At 37.0% G+C, this 19,324-nt stretch carries 15 protein-coding genes; 7 read left to right on the forward strand and 8 right to left on the reverse strand.

Going from position 1 to position 19,324, the window contains the following annotated elements; translation table 11 throughout:
- The first annotated feature begins 82 nt into the window (after positions 1 to 82).
- The 7 genes from lysA to B5X51_RS04145 all read left to right on the forward strand — a co-directional run bounded on the left by lysA (position 83) and on the right by B5X51_RS04145 (position 5,889).
- Positions 83 to 1,315, forward strand: a complete 1,233-nt coding sequence (gene lysA, locus B5X51_RS04115; protein WP_079719678.1) for a diaminopimelate decarboxylase — start codon at positions 83 to 85, stop codon at positions 1,313 to 1,315.
- Positions 1,316 to 1,321: 6 nt separating this feature from the next.
- Positions 1,322 to 1,699 (forward strand): hypothetical protein, encoded by a 378-nt coding sequence (locus tag B5X51_RS04120; protein WP_079719595.1) that lies wholly within the window; start codon positions 1,322 to 1,324, stop codon positions 1,697 to 1,699.
- A gap of 99 nt (positions 1,700 to 1,798) precedes the next feature.
- A complete protein-coding gene (locus B5X51_RS04125; RefSeq protein WP_079719596.1) occupies positions 1,799 to 2,347 on the forward strand; it encodes a 2'-5' RNA ligase family protein in 549 nt (182 codons plus the stop codon).
- A gap of 360 nt (positions 2,348 to 2,707) precedes the next feature.
- On the forward strand, positions 2,708 to 2,887 hold the full coding sequence (locus B5X51_RS04130) for a hypothetical protein (RefSeq protein ID WP_079719597.1): 180 nt from the start codon (positions 2,708 to 2,710) through the stop codon (positions 2,885 to 2,887).
- Between the two features lie 130 nt (positions 2,888 to 3,017).
- Positions 3,018 to 4,022, forward strand: a complete 1,005-nt coding sequence (locus B5X51_RS04135) for a TlpA disulfide reductase family protein (RefSeq protein WP_079719598.1) — start codon at positions 3,018 to 3,020, stop codon at positions 4,020 to 4,022.
- 104 nt (positions 4,023 to 4,126) lie between these two features.
- Positions 4,127 to 4,459, forward strand: coding sequence for a hypothetical protein (locus B5X51_RS04140; protein WP_079719599.1), 333 nt, complete (start codon positions 4,127 to 4,129; stop codon positions 4,457 to 4,459).
- A 152-nt stretch (positions 4,460 to 4,611) separates the two neighbouring features.
- Positions 4,612 to 5,889 carry a HipA domain-containing protein gene (locus B5X51_RS04145; RefSeq protein ID WP_079719600.1) on the forward strand — a complete coding sequence of 426 codons (1,278 nt, stop codon included), beginning with the start codon at positions 4,612 to 4,614 and terminating at the stop codon, positions 5,887 to 5,889.
- Positions 5,890 to 7,227: 1,338 nt separating this feature from the next.
- Here B5X51_RS04145 and B5X51_RS04150 read toward each other — a convergent pair.
- The 8 genes from B5X51_RS04150 to B5X51_RS04185 form a co-directional block, all read right to left on the reverse strand.
- Positions 7,228 to 7,989, reverse strand: coding sequence for a hypothetical protein (locus B5X51_RS04150; protein ID WP_079719601.1), 762 nt, complete (start codon positions 7,987 to 7,989; stop codon positions 7,228 to 7,230).
- 848 nt (positions 7,990 to 8,837) lie between these two features.
- The gene (locus B5X51_RS04155; protein WP_079719602.1) at positions 8,838 to 12,689 is read right to left on the reverse strand and encodes an HYR domain-containing protein; all 3,852 of its coding nucleotides are present in this window, start codon (positions 12,687 to 12,689) and stop codon (positions 8,838 to 8,840) included.
- 469 nt (positions 12,690 to 13,158) lie between these two features.
- Entirely contained in the window at positions 13,159 to 13,881 is a 723-nt protein-coding gene (locus B5X51_RS04160; protein ID WP_079719603.1) for a response regulator transcription factor, read from the reverse strand.
- Between the two features lie 4 nt (positions 13,882 to 13,885).
- Complete coding sequence (locus B5X51_RS04165; RefSeq protein ID WP_079719604.1) at positions 13,886 to 15,457, reverse strand: sensor histidine kinase; 1,572 nt, start codon at positions 15,455 to 15,457, stop codon at positions 13,886 to 13,888.
- 67 nt (positions 15,458 to 15,524) lie between these two features.
- Complete coding sequence (coaE, locus tag B5X51_RS04170) at positions 15,525 to 16,115, reverse strand: dephospho-CoA kinase (protein WP_079719605.1); 591 nt, start codon at positions 16,113 to 16,115, stop codon at positions 15,525 to 15,527.
- The gene (locus B5X51_RS04175) at positions 16,112 to 17,068 is read right to left on the reverse strand and encodes a YbbR-like domain-containing protein (protein WP_079719606.1); all 957 of its coding nucleotides are present in this window, start codon (positions 17,066 to 17,068) and stop codon (positions 16,112 to 16,114) included. Before B5X51_RS04175 ends, coaE begins: the two co-directional genes overlap by 4 nt.
- Positions 17,061 to 18,068, reverse strand: coding sequence for a glycosyltransferase family 2 protein (locus tag B5X51_RS04180; RefSeq protein ID WP_079719607.1), 1,008 nt, complete (start codon positions 18,066 to 18,068; stop codon positions 17,061 to 17,063). The genes B5X51_RS04175 and B5X51_RS04180 overlap by 8 nt, the downstream gene beginning before the upstream one ends.
- Positions 18,069 to 18,405: 337 nt before the next feature.
- On the reverse strand, positions 18,406 to 19,233 hold the full coding sequence (locus tag B5X51_RS04185) for an enoyl-ACP reductase FabI (protein ID WP_079719608.1): 828 nt from the start codon (positions 19,231 to 19,233) through the stop codon (positions 18,406 to 18,408).
- Between the last annotated feature and the right edge of the window lie 91 nt (positions 19,234 to 19,324).

A 19,324-nucleotide genomic window follows, 5' to 3' on the forward strand; every position in this document is an offset into this window, starting at 1 on the left:
CGGAGAATTCGTTATTTTTGGAACTTGTGTTTGCGGAAGTTGAAATTTCTCCTCTTTTTTGCCAACTAATTTTTTAGCTGTTATGACCAATCAAGATTTACTTGCTGTTGCCCGGGAATTTGAAAGCCCTATATATGTATATGATGCCGAAAAGATTGCTTTTCAGTACAATCGTCTAAAAAATGCATTTTCAGGAATTAAAGATTTACGCATTCACTATGCGGTAAAAGCCCTTTCTAATATTTCTGTCCTAAAATTTCTAAACTCGCTGGGGAGCGGGATGGATACCGTTTCTATACAAGAGGTGAAACTTGCGCTGGAAGCCGGGGTTGCTCCAAAAAATATTATTTATACCCCCAATGGAGTTTCCTTAGAGGAAATTGAGCAGGTAGTGAGGTTAGGGGTACAGATTAATATAGACAACCTTTCTATTTTAGAACAGTTTGGGGCAAAACATCCAGAGGTGCCGGTTTGTATTCGTATAAATCCGCATATTTTAGCGGGTGGAAATTCTAAAATTTCGGTAGGTCACGTAGATTCTAAGTTCGGGATCTCTATTCATCAAATGCCGCTATTGTTGCGTATTGTTGAAAATACCGGAATGACCATAAATGGAATCCATATGCACACCGGAAGCGATATCCTGGATATTGAAGTTTTTCTTCGTGCTTCTGAAATTCTTTTTGATTCGGCTAAAAACTTTAAAAATCTTGAATTCCTTGATTTTGGTAGCGGATTTAAAGTGCCTTATCGCGAAAATGATATTGAAACAGATATAGAGGAACTGGGAGAAAAGTTAACCGAGCGTTTTGAAAATTTCTGTAAAGAATACGGTCGCGAACTTACCCTTGTATTTGAACCAGGAAAATTTTTGGTGAGCGAAGCAGGTAAATTCCTTGCTAAAGTAAACGTGATAAAACAAACCACTTCTACCGTTTTTGCAGGGGTAGATTCAGGTTTTAATCATTTAATTCGGCCAATGTTTTACGGTTCACATCACGATATAAAAAATATTTCTAATCCCGAAGGGAAATTCAGGTTCTACTCTGTTGTAGGCTATATTTGTGAAACCGATACTTTTGCAAACAATCGTAGGATTGCCGAAATTACCGAAGGCGATATTTTGGCGTTTAGCAATGCCGGTGCTTATTCTTTTTCTATGGCCAGTAATTTTAATTCCCGCTACCGTCCCGCTGAAATTTTATGGTATAACAATAAAGCACATTTAATTAGAGAGCGCGAAACCTTTGAAGATTTGCTAAGACATCAAAAAATTGTAGATTTAGAGGTGCCAGCCAAAAAAGCTGCAAAATAACTCCTTATGGAAACGGTTTTTAAAAACAAGTGGTTTTACCGACTGCTTATTGTTTATATTTTTCTATTACTAATCTGGAACACCTATATGGTGGTTATCGGCAACTTCCTGGGATTAATTGCAGTAGTTATAGAATTAGCCCTGTTATATTTACTATTTAATAAGCACAGACTGGCAAAAACGGCAATTCACTTTTGGGCGATTATCATGATGATTGGCCCCGGACTTTCCATACTTGGAAAACTTATAAAAGTGGCAACTGGAGACGATCTAAATTTTATGGTAGACAGCCTGGTGCAAAATTTACTGTTGTTCACCTTTGGTTTGATCATCTACTATTTTAATAAGAAAACTGTTTTTATTGCAGAAAGAAGTCAGTTTTAGATTCCTGGTAGTTTTTACGGGTGGTTAAAAGCATTTTTCCAGGAGATTGTAAAATTTTCTTCGGAAATTAAAGCAGTATCTATTCAAATTTAAACTGAAATGCCCTTATATTTTCTCGCAATAATTCCTCCGGAAGAAATAGGTAAGCGAATAAAATCGCTGAAACTGGAGATTGCCGAAAAATACGAGGCCAAACACGCTTTGAAACTTCCGGCGCATATTACACTGCAAATTCCATTTAAAATTTCAGAAACCGAAGAAGGAAAACTAATCGATAGTTTAAAGAGTTTTGCTGAAAATCAAAAAAGCTTCCAGCTTAATTTAGAAGATTTTGGAAGATTCGGTCAGAAAGTGATCTTTATAAATATTGAAGATCACAAAGAACTAATTAGCCTGCACGCCGATTTACAAATAATACTTCATAAAAATTTCATCTTAAAAAAGCACGAGACTTTTTCTAAGATCCATCCACATATCACGCTGGCTTCTCGAGATCTTCATCATAAACAATTCCCTAAAGCCTGGGCAGATTTTAAATCGCGTACCTTTGCTGCTTCTTTTACGGTAGAAAGCTTCAGTCTCCTAAAGCACGATGGTAAAGTTTGGCATCATTGTACAAATTTTGACTTTAATAAATTATCACCATAAGCTTAATTTATCGTTTTAAAAACTTGATTGTTTTTTAACCAAATCACCAACAAAAACCGCGTTTTTAAGATTAAATTTGGATAAAACATATAAAATTCCTTATATTTACTGTTGTTTTTGTTAAAATTAGTTATTAAAAACTGATTTTAACAGAGATTGATGTTTCCAAAATCAAACCGATTTTCGCTACGGAAGCCTTTATCATTTTTTTGTGTAACCTAAAATTTAAATATGAAAGATCGAATTAATATCTTAAAATTAGTTGGAATTATTTTTACCGCGCTTATGCTTGTTATCTTCTTAGATTTCGCTTTAAAAGCTATTGTATTAGGTTAGTTTCACCCTTTATCTTTTTTAACCGTGAATAAAGCGAGATTATTTGGTCTTTTTCTTATTACCGCCGGACTCATTTGGAGCTCTAATTATGAAGCTCTTAATTTAAATTTATTTGCCGGCATGTTAGTTGGTGCAGGATTTCCATTTCTACTCACTGGAAAATTTCGCTTTTGGAAATGGGAATTTCCGGAGGCCAAACAATAATAATTTATTTGAATAGAAGAACCTGTAAATCTTCCAGTGATCTCCTAAAGGTTAAGTATTTAATTACTCAATTATCGAGTAAACTTATAATCGCTAACTTGGAGATATTCATCTTAAAATCGGTTGGTTTATGCGGTCAATTTTTATCCTTTTCAATTTTCTATTTATGCTCACCTCGCTTCAGGCGCAAGAATATACCTTTTCATTAACAGGGAAAACTAAGGATATAAAAGATGGTAGCTGGTTGTATTTTCGCGACATGGTTAATGGTGGAACCTTAGATTCCGCCGAAGTAATAAACAACAGCTTTAAATTTGAAACCAAACTTCCTGAAGCCAGACTTTGGGTGATGCTTCACACTAAAGATCGTTCTAAATTCAAAGATTTATGGCTGCAGGACAAACCTATGCTTTTTGATGCAAGCAATACAAATTTCAAGGATGCAGAAGTTACCGGCTCTGTTTCCCAGCAATTAATTGAGGAAGAAAAAGCTATTTACAAGGATTTTGATAAAGTTAGTGACGCTGAACTTAGAAAACGCCAGGAAACTTTCATTGAAAATAATCCTAACGCCTTAATAAGTCTTCGTATGCTTTATGAAGTTTCCGGAAAGTGGGGGCAGGAAACTACCAGACAATATTTCGAAATATTCCCTGAGGAAATTAAACAGGGTTCCCTTGGGCAGCGAATTCTAGACTATTTAAATAACGATAATATTCCACAAATTGGAGAAAAGTACACCAATTTTAAACTACCCACACCAAATGGAGAAATACTTAATTTTTCTGAATTAACCGGGAAAGTAACGCTTTTACAATTTTGGGCATCTACCTGTAATCCCAGCAAAATGCAAAACCAGGAACTAAAAAAATTATACCGAAAATATAAGTCTGAGGGTCTTGAAATAGTAGCTATTTCCCGTGATAGAGAAAAGCAAGAATGGATTAAGGCCATTGAAAAAGATAATTTAAAGTGGCCACAACTTAGCAGTCTACAGGGCTGGGAAGGCCCTATTTTTACTAATTACGGGATAAAAAAAACTCCTTCTAATTATCTTATAAATTCTGAAGGCCAGGTCGTAGCACGTAATCTTAGCGGAGATGAATTGGAGAAAAAAATTCAGGAATTACTATAGCAATAAGGTTTTTATTTATTTTAGATTAAAAATTAAGTGTGATCATTTACTTCAAAAAGAAACGACTAAATTCCCGACTATTTAATGGTATAGCTTCTATAATAATGGGCCTTCTATCAATATTATCTGATTTTCAGTTTTTCTTTGTGTATGCCTGGCTTATTCTTGGCATTTTACAAATTGGCACCTGGTATTATCAAAATAAATTTCAGTATTTACAAATAGAAAATAACGTTCTTACTAAAAATTCGCTTTTCCCAAAAAGTATTGAGCTATCCAAAATTACAGCGCTACGAAAATACAGGAACAGCTTTCGTATAGAATCTAAAAAGCAAAACATTAAAATTTACAAAGACGTCATCTCTACCGATTCCCTTTATCAGCTCACCGATCTACTTAACGAAATTCAAGTAAATAATTCCGAAGCAAGCTCTTGAAATATTATTATTAGAAAATATAATTTGATCTTAAGGCAACCCCACGAACATTTGATTTCGATTATCGAGCAAAACCTCAACAGGTATAATCCTTTTTTTCATCAGAATAATTCATAAATCTGTATTTTTAAACCTATCTAAAATCACAGAAAATGAAAAAGCTGCTTTGGTTAGTTTTTATACTCCTTATCGGTTTTATAGGACTGGTATATTTTTCAGTTTCCAGCACAGATAAAGAATTTGAAACGGTCACTATTCAGGAATTTGATGACTTGGAAAGCATAGATTTCCGAAGACACGATTCAGTAGAGTTAGCCGCCAGTAGCCTATACAAAGCGAATAAACTTAAGGATATAATGCAGGGAGAGAATTATCGCGAAGCCTGGACTACCCCGGTAAAAGTTCCGGTGCTTTTTCTGGATAGCCTGTATGGAGGAATGGAGATTGTAAAAGAAGGTGGCGGCACACAAACCCACTCGCTTCGCTTAAAAGATAAAAATGGGTTTTTATATTCCCTGCGTAGTGTAAACAAAAACCCCTCCACCCACGTTCCCGAATTCGCTCGAAGCCTGGGGCTTGAAAATATAGTAATAGACGCCATTTCGGCTTCACACCCTTATGGCGCAATTCTAGCAGCTTCTCTTTCTGAAAAAGCAGGGGTTTTGCATACACATCCTAAAGTAGTTTTTGTACCGAATCAGGAGTTTCTAGGAAAGCAATACAATGAAAAATATGGAAACCGTTTATTTCTGCTAGAGTATGAAACCGAAGGCGAAGAGAACTGGACAAACTATAAAAATGTATATAAAATTTTAGACACCAAAAACCTGCAAGAATTAAAAGAAGAAAATCCTGGACAGGTTTCCATAGATAAAAATGCATTTGTAAGAGCGCGCTTATTCGATATGCTCATTGGCGATTGGGACAGGCACGCCAAACAATGGGGTTGGGTAGTTCAAAAGGAAGGTGATACTTTTACCGCCATTCCCGTAGCTGGAGATCGCGATAATGCCTTTTTTAATTTGGGCGGTGTAATTCCCCGGATAATTTCAAATAAAAATATTGAGCCAAAAGTAAGACCTTTTGAAAAAGAGATCAATTATATGCCCGGATTGGTCTATCCTAATGATGTTTATTTCCTTACCAATACTCCGGTTGAAATCTTTACTGCGGAAGCAAAAAAGCTACAGAATGTATTGACTGATGATGCCATTGCCGATGCTTTTAAAGTTTGGCCTAAAAATATTACAGAACATAACAGAAAAGAGATCACTGAAAAAATAAAATCCCGACGGGATAATTTAGTGAAGTATGCAGAGGAGTTTCATCGTATTATTAGCGAAAAAGATTTACTCAACAAACCTCTTAAAGGCTCTGAAGACATTAAAATAAGCCCGGAATTAACGAAATGCTTTGAGTGTACCAATTAGCAACGTCATTGGAGAAGGCGATTACCGGTTCTCGGTTGTGAGTTATCGGTTATGGGTTTTTGGAGTTTTGTGTTTTTAGTTTGGGGTTAAGGATTTATTGTTTCTGGTTGCGGGTTTTAAAAAATTTCCTGATTTCTAACTCTTCACCCTTCACTATTAACTTTTCACTATTTTCCACAAAAGATTGCCGCGCTCATTGCATTCGCTCGCAATGACGAAAAGCAACAACGTCATTGAGGAGGCCAGTGCCGACGTGGCAATCTGTTCTTGATTAGTTCAGCCGTCAGTTCGAGTGGCGATATTTGATTGGAAACGAAAATAGCGAAGTATCGAGAACCTTTTGAAGTTGGAACTTCAAAGCACTTCTCGATACATCCCGACTCTCGTCGGAACGCTCGAAGTGACGCAGCGTATTTACTTTTCACTCTTCACCACAAAAGATTGCCGCGCTCGTTCCTCGCTCGCAATGACGGAAAGAAGAGCAATGTCATTGCGAGGCGGCGATAGCCAACGTGGCAATCTGTTCTTGATTAGTTCAGCCGTCAGTTCGAGTGGTGATATTTGAGTGGAAACGAAAATAGCGACGTATCGAGAACCTTTTGAAGTTGGAACTTCAAAGCACTTCTCGATACATCCCGACTATCGTCGGGACACTCGAAGTGACGGAACGTATTCACTCTTTACTCTTCACTATTCTCCACAAAAGATTGCCACGCTCATTGCATTCGCTCGCAATGACGAAAAGCAACAACGTCATTGAGGAGGCGATAGCCGACGTGGCAATCTGTGCTTTTATAATTCCAGGTTTGTTGCTAATGGAAGCCGTCAGTTCGAGTGGCGATATTTGAGTGAAAACAAAAATAGCGACGTATCGAGAACCTTTTGAAGTTGGAACTTCAAAGCACTTCTCGATACATCCCGCCTCTCGTCGGGACACTCGAAGTGACGGAACGTATTTACTCTTTACTCTTCACTTTTCACCACAAAAGATTGCCACGCTCATTGCATTCCCTCGCAATGACGAAAAGCAACAACGTCATTGAGGAGGCCAGTGGCGACGTGGCAATCTGTTCTTGATTAGTTCAGCCGTCAGATCGAGTGGTGATATTTGAGTGAAAACGAAAATAGCGAAGTATCGAGAACCTTTTGAAGTTGGAACTTCAAAGCACTTCTCGATACATCCCGACTCTCGTCGGAACACTCGAAGTGACGGAACGTATTCACTCTTTATTCTTCACCCTTCACTATTCACCATTTTTTACAAAAGATTGCCACGCTCGTTTCTCGCTCGCGATGACGGTAATGCCTAACCTCTATTATCAAATCTCACTTAGTGAGTTAATTGATAATAATATTGGTTTTATCTACTCCGGTATTGCCGGTAATGGGATCAAAAGCATACACGGTAATTGTATAATAACCTTTATCTAAATTCGCCTCTGCCTGAAAGGTACTGGCCTTTTCTGTAGGCTTAAGCGCTATCTCCATACTTTCTTTTCCTTCGGCATCTAGAATTGCTTTTACTTCATATTGATTAGCATCCCAGATACCGCCTTCGGTTACAGGGCAACCGCACATCATTACTATATTAGCTTTTAGGCTTACTTCGCTTGATGATTTTATACGCTCGTGAGTTTGAGGAGAAAGAATATCTACCACAAAACCGGGAACTTCAAGTACCACGCCATCACCCGTAATATTTTTACCGGGAATTACCCAAAGTTGGGTGCTGGAAACAACCCTGGCTTGCTTTTTATTAAAAGGAGCCTGGGCTTCAACCTTTATAAAGGTAGGTTCTTCAATATTTAATGTTGCCTGAAAACCAGCTGTTTTTTCATCGGTTAAGTTATCATAACGCTTTTGGGGCGTTTTGAGAATTAGCTTGGTATCTCCAGTACTTCCCGAGGTAAAGCCCTGGTCCAGAATTTCTCCTGTTTCAGCATTGCTAACAATAATTTTAGCGCCGCCAATAGAGCTTCCTATAAACTTTGCATCTTTTGCCAAAGCTCTTACCATCACTGTGGTTTCCTGTGCTGTCAAGCTTCCGAAGCTAAATAGAAGACTGAATAATAAACTAAAAAAGCTTAATCTAAGTTTCATAAATCTAATTTCTTACTAAAATACAAAATGCCTAATGATTGTTTCCGGTTTTCGGTTATGAGTTCTCAGTTGTCTGTTATCGGTAAATGGTTGTTTGTTGTTTAGAACTAATTTTCAAGATTTATTTCTGTGCTCTTTTATCTTTTCTCTATAATCTTTTTTCTTCACTATTCACCCTTTACCCTTTACCCTTCACTTTTCACTTTTCACTTTTCACTCTTCACCCTCCACTTTTCACTTTTCACTTTTCACTTTTCACTTTTCACTTTTCACTTTTCACTTTTCACTTTTCACCACAAAAGATTACTTCGCTCGTTCCTCGCTCGTAATGACGGAAATAACTTTAGCATCATTGTGAGAAGGCGAGTGCCGGTTTTCGGTTATGAGTTCTCAGTTGTCTGTTATCTGTTAAATGGCTATTTGTTGTTTAGAACTAATTTTCAAGATTTATTTCTGTGCTCTTTTATCTTTTCTCTATAGTCTTTTTTCTTCACTCTTCACCCTTTACCCTTCACTTTTCACTTTTCATCACAAAAGATTACTTCGCTCGTTCCTCGCTCGTAATGACGGAAATAACTTTAGCATCATTGTGAGAAGGCGAGTGCCGGTTTTCAGTTGTCTGTTATCGGTTATGGATTTTCAAATTTTTGTGTTTTTAGTTTGAGGTTCGGGGTTTGGGGTTTTAAAAAATTTCCTGATTTCTGCCTCTTCATCCTTTCTCTTCACTCTTAACTATTCACTCTTAACTATTCACCCTTCACTCTTCACCATTAACCATTCACCATTCACCATAAATGATTGCCGCGCTCCTTACATTCGCTCGTAAACTACAGACTAACGGCTACCGACTACCGACTAATAATCACTCTTTTTACGACCACTCCTTCATTGGTGAAAATCTGTAAGGTGTAGACCGATGCCGCTACGCCCTCAATAGTCATTCTGTAAAATCGGGCGCTGGTGTTGTAGTCTTGCTGAAGAATATAACGTCCCCTGGAATCAAAAACACGTACCTGTTCGATAAGCATTCCCTTTGGGGTGGCTATGGTGAAAATTCCGTTATTGGGATTTGGGTAAATAAATAGGAATTTAAGATCATCGGGGATTTCACAAGCTTCCCCATTTATCCTCACTTCAATATTTTTTTCAGTTATATTTCCGTTAGCATCTTCCACCTCAACATTTATTGAATTTGAACCCACATCTTCACAAGAAAAAACAGATTTACCAAATCGGTAAATAAGTATTTGGCTACAATTATCCTGCACTAAAACATCGCTTTCTCTCAAATAAGCAAAACCTTCAGTATCTAAAGTAAGTTCCACAATATCTGTAATGATCATCGGTGGATTTTCATCCCTAACTTCTATATTAATGGTGCAACTCCCGCTTTCTGAGCCGGAATAATCCAGTTGAATTGGCACCACACCAAGATCGCTGCAATTGAAGTTTAACCGACTTGCAGTCAAGTTAATTCCGCTGGCATTGCCGGTGTAAAGCTCCTCCAGGCTTAGGCCGGCCTCTCCGTTTTCATCAAGATTGAGGACTATATTTTCCCGGCATTCAAAATCTCCTGAAGCTTCATCTACCACTTCTATTGTAGTCTCACAAGAATCCATTTTTCCGGCTTCATCCCTAACTGTTAGCGTAATAGAAACATCTCCAAGATCGGCGCGGGTAAAATTAATTTGACTTAAAGCCATAGAATCAATACCGCAGTTATCGGTAGAGTTGTTATTTAGGTCTTCGGGAGCTAATGTGCCGTTGCCGTTGGAGTCTAGATACACCACATAACCTGACACACAATTTGCTGTGGGAGCAATATCATCTAATATTTCAACTGTAGTATTACAAGTACTACTTAAACCGGTTTCAGGATCGGTTGCCGTTAAAATCACGTTGTTTGAACCTAAATTAGAACAATCAAAATTTTCTATATCTGCAGTTATTGTCAAGTTACCGGGCTCACCAACAAAAAGCTCCTCGGGATTTAAAATTGCCTGTCCGTTTTCATCAAGGAAAAGCTCGTGAGGAACACATTCTATTTTGGGCGCGTTGGGATCGTTTTCCCGTTTTACCGTAATAGTAAAATCACAGGTTTCCATATTATTTGCGTCATCAGTCACTTCAAATTCTATGGTATAAACCCCTTCTTCAAATTCACTTCCAGATGCCGGTCCAACAATCAATTCAGGAATTAGGTTTTCACTACAGTTATCTGAAACTTCAGGTAAATCGTAATTTATAGTTATTGAAGTATCCCCTTCCGGAATTTCCCGAGTGATATTTTGAGGGCAGGCAATCACCGGAACGATTTCATCAACTAAATCAAACTCCAGATCACAAGTTTCAATAAGTTGACTTCCCTCTAAAACCTTAACTTCAACATTTAAAATATTATCAACTCGATTTTCTGTCTTTTGAAAGTTCAAATCATCAAAATTTTTAGTTTCAATAATTGCTTCAAACTCCGGTAATTGATAATCGCAATTTTGGTCTAAGGAAAGGGGATCAAGTTCAGAATTAGAAGGACAGGTTACTTCGGGCTGAGCCTCAGCCTGAATTACCGTAATAGTAAAATCACAGATTTCCGTATTATTTGCATCATCAGTCACTTCAAATTCTATAGTATAAACACCTTCTTCAAATTCACTTCCAGGTGCCGGCTCAACAATCAATTCAGGAACAAGGTTTTCACTACAATTATCTGAAACTTCAGGTAAATTGTAATTTATAGTTATTGAAGTATCTCCTTCCGGAATTACCCGAGTGATATTTTGGGGACAAGTAATTACCGGTTTTTCATCATCAACTACATGAATCTGGACAGTACAGGTTACAGGGGCATTTACGCCATCATCAGCCTGAAACACTAAATTAACAATACCATCTTCAACGCTTACAAATTCACCGTTTTTAGGACCACTAATTTGTGTAATCGTTGGACTGCCATTATCATCTGTGGCTTCAGGAGTTTCAAAATTTAAAATTGCTCCACATTCACCGGGATCGTTGGCTATTTCTATAGTATTTTGTGGGCAATTTGTAAACACCGGCGGTGTATCAGGTGTATTATCTTCAACTATTAACTCAAATGAACAAGCTTCAGATACATTCCCGGCTTCATCGGTAGCGGTTAATCTTACTGTAGTTGTTTGTTGTGAAATTTCTGTTCCAGGCGCTGGAGTTTGCTCAATTTCTAAATCTCCCTCACAATTATCATCAAAAATAACCAAACCTTCTTCCACATAATTTGGGATTTCATCTCCCATTGCCACAGCTTGATCTTCTTGATAACAGGTTTGAATTTCCGGTTTGGTTTGGTCCCAAATTCTAGAGAACTCATCACTGGCAGATATTAAATCACAATCTGCATCAACTCCAACTTCTCCGTCAATGCCCACTTCAGCAGGAATACATTCCTCATTTATTTCTAACGCCGCAGTAAATTTTGTGGGCAGAATTTCATAAGTCTTAAGATCAAAAATAAATTCTATATAAGTTCGAGGAGGGAAATTTAGTTCAAATTCTATTGTTGCATCTCCATTATTTACTGAAAGATATCCGCAAGGTTTTAATGCCAAATCTATAGGAATATTTATGGCATTCTTTATTGTCTTAGGGCTTTCATTTAAATCATCTACTCTAAAAACTTGAATTCTCAGATTTTCTAAATTTGCAACAAGTTCTAATATTTGAGATTCATCAATATTTTCAAAATTCAGGAAAGTGTTTAAGTTAACTCCAACGAAATCTGCTACATATAAAAATCCATAATCATCAACAACTAAACTTCCAGGATTATTTAAATCTCCGGTATTACCATTTATGGAAGCTGTATGATTTCCATTGGAATCATAAACTTGAATTCTATTGTTACCCGCATCAGTGACATACACGTTAAATAAATTATCTACAGCTAATCTAATCGGATTAATAAGACCTACAGGCCCAGTACCGTTATCAATCTTGCCGGCCTCTGTTCCATCATTATTAAAAATGGCTACCCTATTATTTTCTGTATCGGCAACGTATACTCTTTGATCAGAACTTATTGCCAATCCGGAAGGAGATGAAAGTGAAGGATTAGAATTTATAATTTTCATATTCCCACCATTATTATCAAATTTTAAAACTTGATCGGCTCCTGAATTAGCAATAAAAATATTCCCGTTATTGTCAATCGCTAAATCTCTTGGTTCTGTAAGTTTATCAGCTGAAATTAGTGGATTATTTGATGTTAAATTTCCGTTAGGATTATATTTAAAAACACCTTCATCCAAAGTTAGCGCATATATAAATCCTGACTCATCTATATCAATGGCGATTACCGAGTTACTGGAGGGAGAAAAATCAATATCTTCAAGAGGAGAAACTATATCAACTTCATAAGTTTTTAATCTTATAGGCTCCTCATCAGTATTTTCAAAATTAGGCCATTCTACATTAAAATTAGATAAGCTTCCATCATCTACATTAATATCTGATTCTTCAAAACCATTAATCCGCTCATTAAATTCAATAGAAATTCCAATAGGGTTATTTTGAGTAGGGTTAGGTTCACCACTAGAAATAGTAACTCCCTGCCCAAATCCAAAACTAAAATTCAGTAAAAAAAAGAGGAGAAAAAGCGCTGTAGGAAGACTAAACGGCAGTAGCCGAAAAGTAAATCCGGGTGATGTAAAGTAACTTTGCTTCATAGCCGGGTATTAGTGCCTCCGGCAGTAAAGATAAAACTTGTGGTGGGAAAGCTTAAAAAATAACGTTAATTTACGGTTTTCCGTAATTAGAAATAGGCATAAGAAAGCCCTGGCCGATAGCGGCCTGGTAAGTTTTGTGGAATTTCCGGTAAGAAAACAATGAGAATGACCTTTTTGTTAAAGTCTCTTTTCAAGGTCATCCTGAACTAGTTTCAGAGCCTGCCCCGCATTTTTTCGGGGATCTAACATGTTAGAACTCCCATCAACTTAGATGCTGAAATAATTCAGCATGACGAGCCATTGAAAAAAGTTCAGGATGACGTTAAAATGATGCGTCTGATACTGAAATAAATTCAGCATGACGGCTCGTGAAACAACCCCGAATTATCGGGGCAGCATGACGGTACATGAAATGAAATAAACATTTAAGCCACTCTCATTATTTCCGGAAACTGAAAATCACCTCGCTTTATGCGTCAGCGTTTTCCTGATTTTTAACTACCAATCTAAATCCTTCACCGTGAATGTTTAGAATCTCTACATTCTCGTCTTTCTTAAGGTATTTACGTAGTTTGGCAATATATACATCCATACTTCTGGAAGTAAAGTAATTGTCGTCTCTCCAAATCTTGGTAAGCGCCAGTTCCCTTGGCATCAAATCGTTTTCGTGCAGGGCAAGTAAACGCAGTAATTCGTTTTCTTTTGGAGACAGTTTTTGTGCTTCCTCGTCTTTAAAAGTTAAGAACCTTAACTTAGAATTTAAGTGAAACGAACCAATTTCGAATTCAAATTGTTTAGAATCTGCCACGCTATCTGTAGCTTTACGCTGCATAATGGCTTTGATTTTCATTAGCAATACTTCACTATCAAAAGGCTTGTTTAGGTAATCGTCTGCCCCAACTTTATAGCCTTTAAGTACATCTTCCTTCATCGCTTTAGCGGTTAGGAAAATAATTGGAACATCCTCGTTCTTTTCCCTTATCTCCTTAGCCAGGGTAAAACCGTCTTTGTAAGGCATCATTACATCCAGGATACAAAGATCAAAATCGTCTTTTTTAAACTTTTCAAATCCTTCCATTCCATTCTTGGCGTGCGTTACTTCGTAATCGTTCATCGCCAAATAATCTTTTAAGACCGTTCCAAAGTTGGGATCGTCTTCTACTAATAAAATTTTCTTGTTTTCAGTTTCCATATATTTAAGATATTAGAGGTAATTTAATTATAAATGTGCTTCCTTTTCCTTTTTCGCTTTCTACCGAAACCTGCCCGTGGTGGTCTTCTATAATTCGCTTAGCATAAGCCAAACCTAATCCGTGACCTTTTACGTTATGGATATCGCCGGTATGTTCGCGATAAAATTTTTCAAATATTTTCTTTTGAACCAACTTAGACATTCCCGTTCCCTGATCGCGAATTTTTAGAATGATGTAGTTCTTTACATTTTCTGTATAAACATCAATTTTAGGTTCGTCCTCAGAGTATTTTACGGCATTGTCCAGCATATTCACAATTACATTGGTAAAATGATCCTGATTAGCCAAAATTGAAGAGCGTAGCGCTCCAAAATGGGTTTGCAAATACCCGCCACGATCTTCTACAATAAGTTCTATGTGAGTAATAGCGTCTTCTACAATTTCGTGCAACTGCAGCCTTTCCTTTTTAAGGTCCAACTCGTTCTTTTCCAGCTTAGAAATACGCAAAACGTTTTCTACCTGGGCGTGCATTCTTTTATTCTCGTCACGAATCATTTTAAGATAGCGCTTCTTCTTTTCTTCATCACTACTAATCTTAGGGTTTTTTATCGCATCTAAAGCCAGGTTTATGGTAGCGATAGGTGTTTTAAATTCGTGGGTCATATTATTGATAAAGTCGGTTTTTATCTGTGAGATTTGCCGTTGCTTTATCAATTGGGATAAGGCACTGGAATAGGCGATTACAATAATAAGGGTAAAGATTATAGAAAGTGAGGCCATTAAGGTTACCGAAGACAGCACTACTTTTTTCTTTTCGGTGAAATTAACCAACAACTGATAATTACTATTTCCAAGATCGTCTGCGAAAAGTGGCACCCCATAAGTAGCAGGATGACTTAGCGAAAAGTTATCACTATGTAAATTGGTAGAAATACTACTGCTATACACGCCATATTCAAATTCTGATGCAATTTCGCGGTTGCTAAGTTCCTGGGTTAAAAGCCTTTTTATAGTTTCTTCACTTACTCTTTGGTGTAAGGGCAACCTGCTGGTATGATCAGCAATATATTCTTTCAACAAATTTTTCTCATATTCGTCCATACGAATAATACGTTCTATTTGCTGTTGTGAGCTAAGCTTGCTTCCATCTATATTATTGCGACTGTTTACAATACTGGTCACTTTTTTATTAATGAGCTTGGTAAAAGGAATGCTATCCCTCGCCGATTCTATAAAGCCGGAAGAAACCTTATAATCTTCTTCTAAAATGGCATCGGAATGAAAAAGGGTCTGATTCCTTAATTTATTTTGATTTACGTAAGAATATTCGGTAACTGTAGAAGATTCCAACCGACTATTAGTACTATCGGCATCCTTGAATTTCATCCAGTAATCTTCAATTTCCTGGTTTTGAATTTGATTCGCTACGCGTAAAAGCACTTGTTTAACATCGTAGGTAAACTGCTCTTCTTTATCATCTACAGTACTCTTAATCCAGTATCCCTGCACGAAAATAATGCCAATAAGGGACAGGCTCATTAAGATTACAAGCAGTAAAAAAAGCTTTTTATTCATGTGCCCAAAAGTAATATTTTAACATTTAGGGCGTCAATCGTTTAACCAAATGTTAACAAAACTTCTGCTAATTTTTACCTCGTTTTAAGATAATGTCATGTAATTCGTCAACCCGGGTTCTGGTAAGGGATAAATCGTGGTTTTCAATTTCAAAATCGGCCAGTTTTCTCTTGCGCTCATCACTCCATTGTTTGTTCATTCTGGCTTCAATCTCTTCTATTGTACTTTGATCGCGTGCTTGTAATCTTTTTAGCTTTTCTTCTTTGTTCGCACTCACAAGAATATTTAAATCGCATTTTTTATAGCCTCCTGCTTCAAAGAGAATAGCAGCTTCATAAATTACATAAGCCGAATTTTGTTTATGCTGCCAATTTTCAAAATCTTTTGCTACGGCGGGGTGAATTATCTTATTTAAAGCCTCCAGCTTTTCTGATTCTTTAAATACTACGGAAGCGATATGCTTGCGATTAGGTGATTTTCCTGTATAGGCTTCTTCTCCAATTAATGCTATTACCTTTTCCCTTATTTCTGCTGAAGTTTCCAGGAGGCGTTTTCCTGCATCATCGGCAATATACACAGGCACATCTTTTTCTTTAAAAAAGCCAGCTACGGTGGTTTTTCCGCTGCCAATTCCACCTGTTAGACCCACTACCATCATCGTTTTATTACGAATTGAATTTTACGCTCATTAAGTCTAAGGTTTCTTACAAAAGAAGGAGATTTCACAATACTGGCAATTATAAAATCATCACCTTCATCTATATCATTAAAATCACAAACCACGTTAAAATCTTCGGCCTTTACCATTTCATATTGCCTTAAATTCACCTGGAAATACACTAAAACCTGCTTGGGGAATATAGAAATATTAGTATTCTCTGGAAGGTTTAAAATCTCTACCGGTACTTTTACACTACCTTCGGTAAACTTTTCCACTTCCTGGCTGTAATTTACCTGGGTAGTATAAAAACTAAGCATTCCAAGCTTAGAAGTATCTACTTTAACGCTCCCAGAAATATTAGATTTAATATTATTTACTTTTAAATAAACCGTGTTTAGGCTTTGTAGGGTATCAATAATATTTTCGGGACCACTTATCTTTATGGAATCTGGATTTAGTTTCACCTCATTACTAGCTGAATAACCAACCGCATAACTTAAATTTATCCGGGGATTAATCTTTACCTTTTTTATCTTTTTTGGCTGATATTCTATGGCGAGATTTTCTTGAATAAACCGGGCATTTTCAAAATTGATATTTACCTGGTCTTCCAGTCCCTCACGGTTGGCTTCAAAATTATAAACCAACGCTCCATTTTGATCAAATGCTTTACCAAGATCTAACTCTATCTCGGGCTTAAAAAGTTGATAATACCAAATAGTAAAGCCCCTATCCTGTATTCTTAACTTTAAATGTTCTGGCCTTTCTTTAGAGATACTTTTATCTAAGGGGGTGTTTATGTAAGACACAGGAATATCTATAATTTGGGTATATTCTTTAGAAATCTGTACAGAAAACCAGACAAAGGAAGAGAACAACAAAAAGAACCCAAAGGTCTTTAAACTGGATCTTTTTATGGAAATGCGTTTAAATTTTATGTTTTCAAACATTTTTAAAGAATAAATTCGGGAATTTAAGTTTCGGGTCTTGTTTTAATATTTGAATATACCAAACCGACTTTATAAAACCGTAACCATAACCAAGAAATTGTACCAGTGTAGCATAAACAGCCATAAAACCAATTCTTAAACTTCTATTTTTAACTGCGGCATGGGTGGCAATAAGCATAAAATATAAGACATATATTAGAAATAGCCACCAGAATCCCAATTTTAAAAGTAAAATAGCAAATAAAAGTCCAAATGTAAAAACCGTGGGAAACCAATAAGTGATCTTAGCAGAACCCCGATGCCACTTATTTAGAATAGGCCGTACCAATCCAAATTTTTTCACTTGTATATAAAATTTAGACCAGTCTATACGACGTTTATGAAAAACCACTGCATTTGGAATCAAACAAAGTTTAAAACCTAGTTTTTTAAGTCGAAGGGAAAGATCGGGATCTTCACCTGGATGAATTTGTCCGAATCCGCCTGAGGCTTCAAAAGCTTTTTGGGAAATTCCCATATTAAAGCTCCTGGGCTGAAAATCGTTAACCGAAGATTTCCTTCCCCGAATCCCGCCGGTAGTAAGAAAAGACGTCATGCTATAATCTATGGCCTTTTGTGTGTTGCTAAATGAAGGATGTGAAGCATCTGGCCCACCAAAGCAATCGCAGTAATTTTCCTGCAGAAAATTATCTACTTCCTGTAGATAGTTTTGAGGCAATAAAACATCAGAGTCCAGAATAAGGCAATAGTCACCTTTTGCTTTTTTCATTCCGAAATTCCGGGAATCACCGGGGCCTGAATTCGATTTAAAATAATAGCTAATATCAAGTCTATCCTGAAATTTCTCCACGATCTGCTGCGAAGTATCAGTAGAACCATCTTCTATGATCACGATCTCAAAATTGCGGGAAAATTTTAGCTGAAGCATACTTTCCAACAATTCCCTAACCTCACCGGGGCGGTTATACACAGGAATCACAAAAGAATAATCCAGGGCCATGCTTTTATTAGAATTTGAAGATTTTACTTTTGCAAGTCTAAAGGAACTTGTTTCTGGGGTTAAGGTCGGTAAAATTTAAAATCACGTTAGATGCTGAAATAAATTCAGCATGACGTGAAAACAACGACACCCTGAATTTGTTTCAGAATCTAAATGAAAATACCCAGATTCTTCGGGATAGCTTAACCTTGATGCCGTTTTCGTCATTCTGAACTCGTTTCAGAATCTAGGTTGAATGAAATTCAATTCGCCCTAAAACACCGTTATAAAAACAACTTAGATGCTGAAATAAATTCAGCATGACGTGAAACCAAAACGTCACACTGAACTTAATTTTTTATTTCTCTTCCTGCCCCTTTACAAAAGACTCCATAACTTCCTGGCTAACGCCCATATTGGCGAAACCACCATCGTGGAAAAGGTTTTGAAGCGTAACTTTTTTAGTAAGATCAGAGAATAAACTCACCGTATAATCGGCACATTCCAATGCAGTTGCATTACCAAGTGGCGACATTTTATCGGCATAAGCTATAAAACCGTCAAATCCTTTTACTCCCTGTCCTGCAGTAGTTGGAGTTGGCGATTGTGAAATAGTGTTCACCCTTACCTTATGATCTTTTCCGAAAAAATAACCAAAACTACGGGCAATAGACTCTAAAAAAGCTTTATTATCGGCCATATCATTATAATCTGGGAATACGCGTTGTGCGGCCATATAGCTAAGCGCTACAATACTTCCCCACTCGTTCATCGCTTCCTTTTTATAAAGCACCTGCATGGTTTTATGAAAAGAAACCGCAGAAATATCCCAGCCTTTTTGGGTGAATTCGTAATTCTGCTCTGTATAATGATTTCCTTTTCTTACGTTTACAGACATCCCGATAGCGTGAAGTACGAAATCTATTTTTCCGCCAAGGATCTCCATAGATTTTTCAACCAGGTTTTCCAGGTCTTCAATGCTGGTAGCATCGGCAGGAATAACTTTAGAACCGGTCTTTTCAGCCAGTTTATCTATAGTTCCCATTCTTAAAGCGATAGGAGCATTGGTAAGCACAAACTCCCCACCTTCTTCCTTAACGCGTTCGGCGGTTTTCCAGGCAATCGAATTCTCATCTAAAGCGCCAAAAATAATTCCTTTTTTTCCTTTTAACAGGTTGTATGACATAGTGATCTATTTTTTGTGATTGTTAGTATAAACTACCCTAGAGCAAGCTCACAAGGTATTCATAAAGAAAAATATTTTAATTTTGAGGCAA

The sequence above is a fragment of the Salegentibacter holothuriorum genome, assembly GCF_900168045.1.
GTDB lineage: Bacteria > Bacteroidota > Bacteroidia > Flavobacteriales > Flavobacteriaceae > Salegentibacter > Salegentibacter holothuriorum.

Excerpts from the sequence above, each read along its gene's own strand:
- B5X51_RS04175 (WP_079719606.1), bottom strand. The coding sequence starts at position 17,068 with ATGTTTGAAAACATAAAATTTAAACGCATTTCCATAAAAAGATCCAGT.
- B5X51_RS04125 (WP_079719596.1), top strand. The coding sequence starts at position 1,799 with ATGCCCTTATATTTTCTCGCAATAATTCCTCCGGAAGAAATAGGTAAG.
- B5X51_RS04145 (WP_079719600.1), top strand. The coding sequence starts at position 4,612 with ATGAAAAAGCTGCTTTGGTTAGTTTTTATACTCCTTATCGGTTTTATA.
- B5X51_RS04155 (WP_079719602.1), bottom strand. The coding sequence starts at position 12,689 with ATGAAGCAAAGTTACTTTACATCACCCGGATTTACTTTTCGGCTACTG.
- B5X51_RS04135 (WP_079719598.1), top strand. The coding sequence starts at position 3,018 with ATGCGGTCAATTTTTATCCTTTTCAATTTTCTATTTATGCTCACCTCG.
- B5X51_RS04160 (WP_079719603.1), bottom strand. The coding sequence starts at position 13,881 with ATGGAAACTGAAAACAAGAAAATTTTATTAGTAGAAGACGATCCCAAC.
- B5X51_RS04180 (WP_079719607.1), bottom strand. The coding sequence starts at position 18,068 with ATGGCCCTGGATTATTCTTTTGTGATTCCTGTGTATAACCGCCCCGGT.
- B5X51_RS04150 (WP_079719601.1), bottom strand. The coding sequence starts at position 7,989 with ATGAAACTTAGATTAAGCTTTTTTAGTTTATTATTCAGTCTTCTATTT.
- B5X51_RS04120 (WP_079719595.1), top strand. The coding sequence starts at position 1,322 with ATGGAAACGGTTTTTAAAAACAAGTGGTTTTACCGACTGCTTATTGTT.
- coaE (WP_079719605.1), bottom strand. The coding sequence starts at position 16,115 with ATGATGGTAGTGGGTCTAACAGGTGGAATTGGCAGCGGAAAAACCACC.
- lysA (WP_079719678.1), top strand. The coding sequence starts at position 83 with ATGACCAATCAAGATTTACTTGCTGTTGCCCGGGAATTTGAAAGCCCT.
- B5X51_RS04140 (WP_079719599.1), top strand. The coding sequence starts at position 4,127 with ATGGGCCTTCTATCAATATTATCTGATTTTCAGTTTTTCTTTGTGTAT.
- B5X51_RS04165 (WP_079719604.1), bottom strand. The coding sequence starts at position 15,457 with ATGAATAAAAAGCTTTTTTTACTGCTTGTAATCTTAATGAGCCTGTCC.
- B5X51_RS04185 (WP_079719608.1), bottom strand. The coding sequence starts at position 19,233 with ATGTCATACAACCTGTTAAAAGGAAAAAAAGGAATTATTTTTGGCGCT.